The following is an 8,293-nucleotide window of genomic DNA, read 5'->3' as shown; positions in this document are numbered from 1 at the left end:
ACCCATGCGGGCGGCAGTGGTGATTTCACGAATCAATTTGGTAAAGATCTTGCCACGTTTGGCGTCTTGGGCCCCTTTACGGATTTTGATATTGGCCCACTTGCTATGTCCTGCCATGCGACTCTCCTGAACAACGAACCTGTTTGCAACCTGGATGGTAAAACTGTTTGCAACCAGGCAATCAACGATATTGCATTTTACCGGGTTGCGCGGTGGGTGCTGAGCGCTCATCGACTTGTGGGTGTCCCATTTCGCCACTGCCGGGAATCTGTGACATGGGGAGAGGAGGAACGGCCACCTCTTTATACTCCTTGGGAATCTCAAACAGGGAGGCGGGTTGTGCCTTTTCCTGGATATTGACCAGTTCGATCAACACCTGACCATTTTCCTCTTCACGCACGGGTACACGCAAACTGCTGTCCACCCAGCGAATATAGCCTTGCGATTTGCCCTGATAGCTCATGGAGACGTTCCATTTTTCGGTATCGCGTCCATTGACCTTCTCTGTTGCGACCAAGACCCGCTCCATGGCCGGACCCACATCAGGCTGTTGGCGAATGATGATCCGGCGTTGTGGATCGGTCCACAGCAGCACTTTTTGCTTTTCCGGCGCTTTGGCGACAGGTTGACCGGGAGGTGGGGGAGGAGGAGTGATAGTGATCTCCCATTTTTCGGTATCGACGCCATTGAGCTTTTCGTTACCCAACTTGCTGCAGGTGATGCCTCTTTCCTGCTTGCAGGGGCCATCTTTATCGCCGGGCAGCCGTTCAATATCCGGTTTGGGAGGAATGGGTGCATTGCCCGCTCCGGCGTAGAAGGTTTTTTCTTCGGGATGCAGCATCCAGACTTTATGCTCTTGCGGCAGAACGATCATCACCTTTTGCTTGCCTTGGTGCACCCCTTCGGCACGAAAACGATCTTTGCCGACATGGAAGCTGCCACGCGCTTTGCTCTCTGGAGTTCGCGGATCATTGATGATAATGTCGGCAGAAAATTCACCCGAATACCAGATGGCGGCCTGACTGGTGGCAGGGGCAGACAACAGAGCGGACAGGCCGAGCAGAATGGCAAACCGGCGGATAGTGCGGTGTTGCAGAAAGCGCATGGCGGGGTTCTCTCTCTGGAAAAATAGGTTTATACTGTCAATTCAGGCACAGGTGTTTACCCGAGCAGGACTATAAATGCTGGGCGCGTAAAGATCAAGTTATTTACAGTTAGCCACAGGTTTATCCACCGGCTATCTTACTTTAATTTCGCTTACGCAGATGAGAGTTGCGCAGCGCTTTGCGCCGAAAGTCACCATTTTATCCACAGAGTTATCCACAGTTAAAAAAGGAGTAAGACATGGCGGTTGAACGGACCCTCTCCATCATCAAACCCGATGCGGTAGCCAAAAATGTGATCGGTCAGATCTATGCCCGTTTTGAGGCGGCGGGCTTAAAGATTGCGGCTTGTCGGATGATGCACTTGTCGGCGGTGCAGGCAGGCAATTTTTATGCGGTGCATCGTGGCAAGCCTTTCTATGAGGATCTGGTCAAATATATGAGTTCTGGGCCGATTGTGGTGCAGGTGTTGGAGGGCGAAAGTGCCATCACCCGCAATCGTGAGTTGATGGGGGCGACCAATCCAGCCAAAGCAGATCCTGGGACCATTCGGGCCGATTTTGCCACCAGCATCGAAGCCAATGCTGTGCATGGTTCCGATGCCCCGGAGACGGCGGCGCAAGAGATTGCCTTTTTCTTTGCTGGTATGGATCTGCACGCCCGTTTTTGATGAGGGAAAAGTGTCTGGGGGGCTGCTTGCGCTGGCTGCAGCCCCCTGGATAATCTGGATTGATGTTTTGAGGTAATTATTCACCACCCAAAACAACTGCGGGTCCAGGGAGGGCACCTCCCTGGCCGGGTCCAGGGATGGAATCCCTGGGATTTTGCTTTTAATATTTTGCCTTTGGCGCGCTTTTCAAACTGAGCCGACGCGCTCTTTGCGTCGGCTTAAGCGCCTCATGGAAGCAAGCTGTGCGCATTGGCGCGCATTTTTGCGCCAATGCGCACAGCATCCCCATGGGGGTAGAGCTGGCAAGCCAGCACGAACCTGAATAATTATGTTTTGAGAATGATTGAGTGATCCATGCAGCGATTGCGCTTGACCAGTTTGAGTTGGGAGGAGTGGAACACTCTGCTGACGGAATGGGGAGAACGTCCTTTTCGAGCCAAGCAGATTTGGTCCTGGTTGTATGTCAAACTGGCGCGCTCTGTGGAGGAGATGAGTGATGTGCCGGCAGCGGTGCGCCACCGTCTGCTGGAGGTGAGTCTGCCCTTGATGCCACAGGTGTTGACCCACCGCCTCTCTGTGGATGGCACGGAAAAATGGTTGCTGGGTTTGCAGGATGGGGCGCAGATTGAGACGGTCTATATTCCCGACATAGAACGCGGTACCTTGTGTGTCTCTTCACAAGTGGGGTGTACGCTTTCCTGCACTTTTTGTCACACCGGAACCCAACCGTTGTTGCGCAATCTGGAGGCGGGAGAGATTGTCGAGCAGGTGACCTTTGCCCGTGCCGAGCTGGCTGCCAGAGGTTTGAAGGTGACCAATGTGGTGCTGATGGGGATGGGGGAGCCGCTTTATAATTATGATGCTGTAGTCAAGGCGGTACGCATTCTGCTCAATGGCACTGGTTTGGCGATAGGTACCCGCAAGATCACCCTTTCAACCGCTGGAGTGGTGCCCAGGCTGGTGCAGGTGGGTTGGGATCTGGGCATCAATATGGCCATCTCTCTGCACAGTGTGCGCGATGCGGTACGTGATCGTTTGATTCCGCTCAATCGCAAATATGATCTGGCCGCTCTGCGCGAGGCCATCCGTGCCTTTCCGCTCAAACATGGTCGGGCCATTACCTGGGAATATCTGCTGCTCAAAGGGGTCAACGATTCGCTGCAGGATGCCCGCGAACTGGTGCAATTTATCGGTGACATCCCTTCCAAGGTCAATCTGATTACCTTCAATCCCTGGCCGGGTTCGCCCTACGAGCCCACGGCACGCGAGGATACCTTGCGTTTTCAAGAGATTATCTGTCAGGCCAAGATTGTCACCGTAATTCGTGACAGTCGTGGTGCCGACATCGCCGCCGCCTGTGGGCAATTGCGCTCGGAGTGTGGAGGTGGCCAGCCTGTGAAAGCTTGCGGAGAGTTTGCATGATCAAACGGATCATTATTCGCAACTATCGCTCTATAAAAGAGATTGACCTGGAGTTGGGACAATTTCATCTTTTGGTTGGTCCGAACGGCAGTGGCAAATCAACTTTTTTGGATGCGTTGGAATTTGTGCGGGATTTTTTTGAGATAGGACTAAGGAAGGCCGTTGAAAAACGGACTGGTACTGTTTTAGATGATCTTACTTTTTTGCGTAGAGGTGGAAATATTGAATTCTCTCTTGTTATTGATAGTCAATTTTATTTTGAAAATTTAGAGGGAAAAGAAGATATTAAATTTTCAGTTTTTATTTGTAATGACACAGAAAAAGGTGTTTATAGTAATTATTTTGTAAATATTCCTGCTGGAATGGGCGAAGACGGTAAAAACTTTCTTTCATATATATTTTGTTATCTCCAACTTGACAGCTCTGCCATGCGTTGGCCATGTTCAGCTCTTGCCGGGACTGTGCTAGAACGCAACGGCAGCAATCTGGCGCGGGTGGTGGGCAGATTGCGTGGGGATAATCAACGCTCTCCGAACAAACGCACCCGCTTCAAACAGACCCCGATCATCAAGGAGTGGGTTCATCATCTGCAATATGCCCTGCCTGGTTTGGCGGCAATTGGGTGGGATCGTCGCGAGGCCGATAATGCCGAATATTTGATCCTGAAATATGAGGATGGTTTGGAGTGTCCCTCCTGGTTATTGAGCGATGGCACGTTGCGCATGCTGGCTCTGACTCTGCTGGCCTTTTTGCCGCCCTCTGCGGCAATCTATATGATTGAAGAGCCGGAAAATGGTGTGCATCCCAGGGCATTGGAAATTATCGTGCGTGCTTTGTCTACGGTGCCGCAGGCACAGGTTTTTCTCAGTACGCACTCCCCTCTGGTGGTGCAACATGTGGATCCCGCCCAATTGCTCTGTTTTTCATCCGGTCCTGAAGGGACGCAAGTTATTCCCGGATCCCAACATCCCATTTTGCAGCAATGGGATGGTACGCCAGATCTGGCCACCATTTTTGCCTCCGGTATCCTGGGATGAGGGATCTCTATGTGATGACCGCTGATGCCGATGCTGAGGCGGTGTTGCGGAGGGTTTTGCAGCGTCACCAGTCACTCGGAATACGCAAGGTCGATGTAGAAGTGGAACGCTATGTGGGACGGGATGCGGGGGTTGTCAAGGAGGGACCGGCGCTGCTCAAACTGCGCAAGGGGCAGTTTGCCAAGGTTATGCTTATCTGGGACCATCATGGATCGGGTAAAGAGCAAGAGCCTGCTGCTCAGGTGCAGCAGCACATATCCGCAAAGATGGAAAATGAGAGTTGGTCTGGTCATTATCTGGCCCAGGTGCTTGTTCCAGAGCTGGAGGAGTGGTTGTGGCACAATCCAGAGGCGATTGGTAAGCATCTGCAGGTAGATGAACCCCTGTTGCAAGAGTGGCAGCAGCAGTTTGCAGCCAAAAAAGAGATGGAGGTAGTGGATTGCCGGAAGCGCTACCCAAAGGAGCTTTTTTTCTATTGTCTGCAGCGCAAACGAAACCACAATCCACGGCCGGAGGATTATCGGAAGATTGCCGGTATTGCCAGTCTGAGAGCCTGGCAAAAGAGTGAGAGCTTCAAAAGGATCGTCATCCTGCTCAAGGAGTGGTTTCCTGATGCAAACGTCAAGTAAATGGCAAGCGCAAGCGGTATTGGTTGGCCTGCATTGGCAAGATACAAGCCTCCAGTCGCACTGGTTGTTGCCCACTTCAGGTAAAAATGTTCTGGCAAAGGAGCTTGATTCTCAGGCCAATGCACTGCGCAGCAGGATGGCTTTTGTCCGTGCCTGTCTGCAGTGGGGACCACAGGAGGCTTGCAGACGCATGACCGGTGCGCATCAAGAGCTTGTTGTGACGGTCGAGGCGGAGGAGAGGATAACAGCCACCTTGTGGCTGGATGGTGCAGGTTTACGTGCCGATCAGGCTGCCTTTTTACTGTGCTATACCTTTACCATAGCCGCCGATGAAAAGGGTCAGCCAGCCTTTCGTGAAGAGCGCTTGTTGCGCTACAGCAAAGAGTGGCAGCAGAAGGGAGAGCCTTTTCTTTTTCCTGAGCATCTGCAGCCGCAGATCGTGTTGGAAAAAAGGGTGGATATTTATTACGACTGCTTTCTCAAAGAGGGCAATTGTCAGGGGGAGTGTGGCCGTTTTGACTCCTTCTGGTTCGGTCGTCAGCAAGCGGCACTGTTTCATGTGCCAGCCGAGCGCAGCCGCTATCCGACTGCCCATGCGGTCAAAGAGTTTGTGTTGAGTTGGATCGGCTGAGCGGGCAGAGCAAGCGCATTTGCTCTTTCCACACCGTTGCCACACTTCTGAACTGTGCAAGTCGGGCGTCCGCCCTCCCAAAGCGTGCCCCTGCGGGGCACAGATTGCTGCGGCGTGCGCGAATGCTTCGCATTCGCTTCTGGTGAAACGCCGCATAGACGCAGGACGCTGTCCTGCACCTGCCAGGAGGAGATAATCTCCTCCTGGACCTCCATAATAATTTTTTTGTTTGTTTAATTGCGATTGCCCTGGCTGAACGGATCCTGACCATTGCGTTTTAAGGTCAGGTATGTCAAAAGCAAACGGAAGAGTACAGCACGCAGTTCGGGGTCAGCTACCTCTTGCAACCACTGCTCTGCCCTCTGCAAATCACTCGGATGGGGCTCTGGAAAGGGCACCGGCGGCTGAGTTGCCGCGGGGGGGCGCGTCTGACGCATGCGGAGCGTCTCCTGACGAAAACGCAGATCACGGATCTCTTTATCGGGGAGCAACGGTTGCAGTTTGGCCAACAGCTCAGCCTTGATCAGATGGAGCTGCTGATGCCAGACTGGACTGTCCACCCGAATCGTCAACACCCCATTGGCCAGATGCGCCGGTTCAGAGTGGTCGGCAATGGTGCTGCCTACCGCACGATACCACTGCCGATAGAGCTGCATCCCTTTGCTGCGTGGATGCTCAAGCAGCTTTCCAGCCACCCGTTGCACCAAATCGGATATGGGCATCAGCTCTTTGAAATGATAAATTTTATCCATCCGCCGCCCTCTATCCTTCCCGACCGGTTAAAGCAGTGAGCAATCTCTTCTCCCTCACACCAGCTCGCTATGGCATAACTCTCCTGGCGCTTTTTCTGTTGTTTGCCACGCAACCACACCCTCTTGCCACCGCTTTCATGCTGCATCTGCTGCTGGCTGTGGGTGTTTTGCCGCTGCTCTTTGCTGCCATGATCTATTTTACTCCGGTACTCACCCGCAGCGCCAGCCCTGCTCCATGGCTGCACACTCTGCCACTCCTGGCACTGGTGGCCGCGCTTTTGGCAGTGGCTGCGCTGTGGCAGTGGCCGTGGTTGCTGGCTCTGGCCATTCCCTTGGCTCTGCTCAGTACAGCGCTGCTCTTCTATTGGATGTGGCAGCAGGCGCGCCGCGCTTTGGGGGGGCCGCATCCGGGTTTGCGTTGGTATCAGGCAGCTCTGCTGCTCTTCATGGCCGCACTGCTTTTGATCGCTTTGATCGCTGTTTGGCCCGAACAATGGTTGCTCTGGCGCTCCCTGCATCGCCATTTGAATCTCTTTGGTTTTGTAGGCTTAAGTGCCATCGGTACTCTGCAGGTTTTACTGCCTACCGTCGGTGCCTATCCCGATCCCAAAGCAGGACAACGCTTGCACCAGGATCTTCCCTATGCGCTGCTGGCTACCCTGTTGTTGGTGTTGGGCGGAGCATGGGGAATCCCCCTTTCCGCTGCCGGGGTTGCCATCTGGTTCTGGCTGTTGGTCCGCATGCTGCTACCGCTGCAAGGCCACTGGCGGCCTCTTGTAAGCGGCAACTCCAGCCCACTGCTGCTTTTGGGGGCGGTAGGTGGATTTGCGGTTACCCTGGCCAGTACCCTCTGGCAAGAGGGGCAAGTGGCCTTGCCACTCTTCTTTGCCCTCTTTTTGCTTCCTCTGCTCAGTGGTGCACTGGCCCATCTCTTGCCGCTCTGGTGGTGGCCCGGTCTGCCCACGCCCCGGCGTGCACTGGCCCAGCAACGCCTCGGAGAGGGAGCAGCTTGGCGCCTGGCGCTCTGTTGGCTCTCTGCGCTCGCCATCACTTTTGTGAGTGATTGGGGAATTGGCTTGCTGGTGCTGCCCCTTCTCTGGCCACTGGCACAGATTCTTGTTCTCGCCTTGACCAAGGAGTCATGAGATGTCGCTGCTCCAACTGCTCAAACGTCATGGTCTGCGTCCCAAAAAAGGTTTGGGACAAAATTTTCTCCACGATGAGGAGATTGCCCAGGCAATTGTCGCGGCCGCTCTGAGCGGCTCTCCAGGCCATTTTTTGGAGATTGGTCCAGGGGTGGGCAGTCTGACAGTGCCGCTGCTCTCTGCGGTCAAAGAGTTGACCGTGCTGGAACAGGATGCCTCACTGTTGCCGGTGTTGCGCTCGCGTTGTCAGGGGTTGGGCAATTTGGAGATCATCCATACCGATGCCCTGCGCTTTTCCTTTCGCGAACGGGCGGAAGCTTTGGCGGCGCCTTTGATCATTGTCGCCAATCTGCCCTACCATATCAGCTCACCCATGCTTTTCCATCTGTTGCAACAAGGTGATGCTATCCAGAGCATGGTTTTGATGTTTCAAAAGGAGGTGGCAGAGCGCATTGCCGCAGCCCCTGGGAGCAAAGCCTATGGCACACTCTCCGTGCATACCCAGTTGTGGATGGAGGTGACGCCACTGCTCTCTGTGCCGCCGACAGCCTTTTATCCGATTCCCAAAGTCGATTCGGCAGTGATTCGTTTGCACAGGCGCAGCACACCTCTGGCTGAGGTGGGCAATTATTATCAGTTTCAGCAAACTGTCAAAGCCGCATTTGGGCAGCGCCGCAAAACTTTGTTGAATGCTCTCAAGGTGTTGACCGAACAGCCGCTGCAGTGGTTGCAGAAGAGCGGAATCGATCCGCAGCGTCGTGGTGAAACCCTATCGGTGGTCGAAATGGTTCATTTGGCCAACTGTTGGCCGGAAGAGGCGGTATCGGGGGCGGAGTATGTCGAGGGAGAGATCTCTGCCATCATGCCCTCGATGACTGATTGAACCTGTTGGAGCAACTGTTTG

Annotated in this window: 9 protein-coding genes and 1 pseudogene; 7 read left to right on the top strand and 3 right to left on the bottom strand. The window is 54.0% G+C overall.

Going from position 1 to position 8,293, the window contains the following annotated elements:
* A pseudogene (locus EJP87_RS03060) lies at positions 1 to 117 on the bottom strand (YebC/PmpR family DNA-binding transcriptional regulator); the annotation flags it as partial.
* A gap of 64 nt (positions 118 to 181) precedes the next feature.
* Entirely contained in the window at positions 182 to 1,105 is a 924-nt protein-coding gene (locus EJP87_RS03055) for a DUF4412 domain-containing protein (protein ID WP_130470399.1), read from the bottom strand.
* 239 nt (positions 1,106 to 1,344) lie between these two features.
* Between EJP87_RS03055 and ndk the strand changes: the two genes are divergently transcribed.
* The 5 genes from ndk to EJP87_RS03030 all read left to right on the top strand — a co-directional run bounded on the left by ndk (position 1,345) and on the right by EJP87_RS03030 (position 5,492).
* Complete coding sequence (gene ndk / locus EJP87_RS03050; protein ID WP_130470398.1) at positions 1,345 to 1,773, top strand: nucleoside-diphosphate kinase; 429 nt, start codon at positions 1,345 to 1,347, stop codon at positions 1,771 to 1,773.
* Between the two features lie 354 nt (positions 1,774 to 2,127).
* Positions 2,128 to 3,195 carry a dual-specificity RNA methyltransferase RlmN gene (rlmN, locus tag EJP87_RS03045; RefSeq protein ID WP_130470397.1) on the top strand — a complete coding sequence of 356 codons (1,068 nt, stop codon included), beginning with the start codon at positions 2,128 to 2,130 and terminating at the stop codon, positions 3,193 to 3,195.
* A complete protein-coding gene (locus EJP87_RS03040) occupies positions 3,192 to 4,232 on the top strand; it encodes an AAA family ATPase (RefSeq protein WP_130470396.1) in 1,041 nt (346 codons plus the stop codon). Before rlmN ends, EJP87_RS03040 begins: the two co-directional genes overlap by 4 nt.
* Entirely contained in the window at positions 4,229 to 4,861 is a 633-nt protein-coding gene (locus tag EJP87_RS03035) for a hypothetical protein (protein WP_153188653.1), read from the top strand. Before EJP87_RS03040 ends, EJP87_RS03035 begins: the two co-directional genes overlap by 4 nt.
* Positions 4,845 to 5,492: a hypothetical protein gene (locus EJP87_RS03030; protein WP_130470394.1), complete on the top strand. Its 648-nt coding sequence runs from the start codon at positions 4,845 to 4,847 to the stop codon at positions 5,490 to 5,492. Before EJP87_RS03035 ends, EJP87_RS03030 begins: the two co-directional genes overlap by 17 nt.
* Before the next feature lie 233 nt (positions 5,493 to 5,725).
* Here the strand turns inward: EJP87_RS03030 and EJP87_RS03025 are convergent, their stop codons facing one another.
* Positions 5,726 to 6,244 (bottom strand): DciA family protein, encoded by a 519-nt coding sequence (locus EJP87_RS03025; protein WP_130470393.1) that lies wholly within the window; start codon positions 6,242 to 6,244, stop codon positions 5,726 to 5,728.
* 35 nt (positions 6,245 to 6,279) lie between these two features.
* Between EJP87_RS03025 and EJP87_RS03020 the strand changes: the two genes are divergently transcribed.
* Both EJP87_RS03020 and rsmA read left to right on the top strand, forming a co-directional pair.
* The gene (locus EJP87_RS03020; protein ID WP_130470392.1) at positions 6,280 to 7,389 is read left to right on the top strand and encodes a hypothetical protein; all 1,110 of its coding nucleotides are present in this window, start codon (positions 6,280 to 6,282) and stop codon (positions 7,387 to 7,389) included.
* 1 nt (position 7,390) lies between these two features.
* Positions 7,391 to 8,272, top strand: a complete 882-nt coding sequence (gene rsmA, locus EJP87_RS03015; protein ID WP_130470391.1) for a 16S rRNA (adenine(1518)-N(6)/adenine(1519)-N(6))-dimethyltransferase RsmA — start codon at positions 7,391 to 7,393, stop codon at positions 8,270 to 8,272.
* Positions 8,273 to 8,293 lie beyond the last annotated feature (21 nt).

This window comes from Candidatus Magnetaquicoccus inordinatus, from assembly GCF_004217665.1.
Classification (GTDB): domain Bacteria; phylum Pseudomonadota; class Magnetococcia; order Magnetococcales; family Magnetaquicoccaceae; genus Magnetaquicoccus; species Magnetaquicoccus inordinatus.
This window is presented reverse-complemented; position numbering and strand designations above follow the sequence as displayed.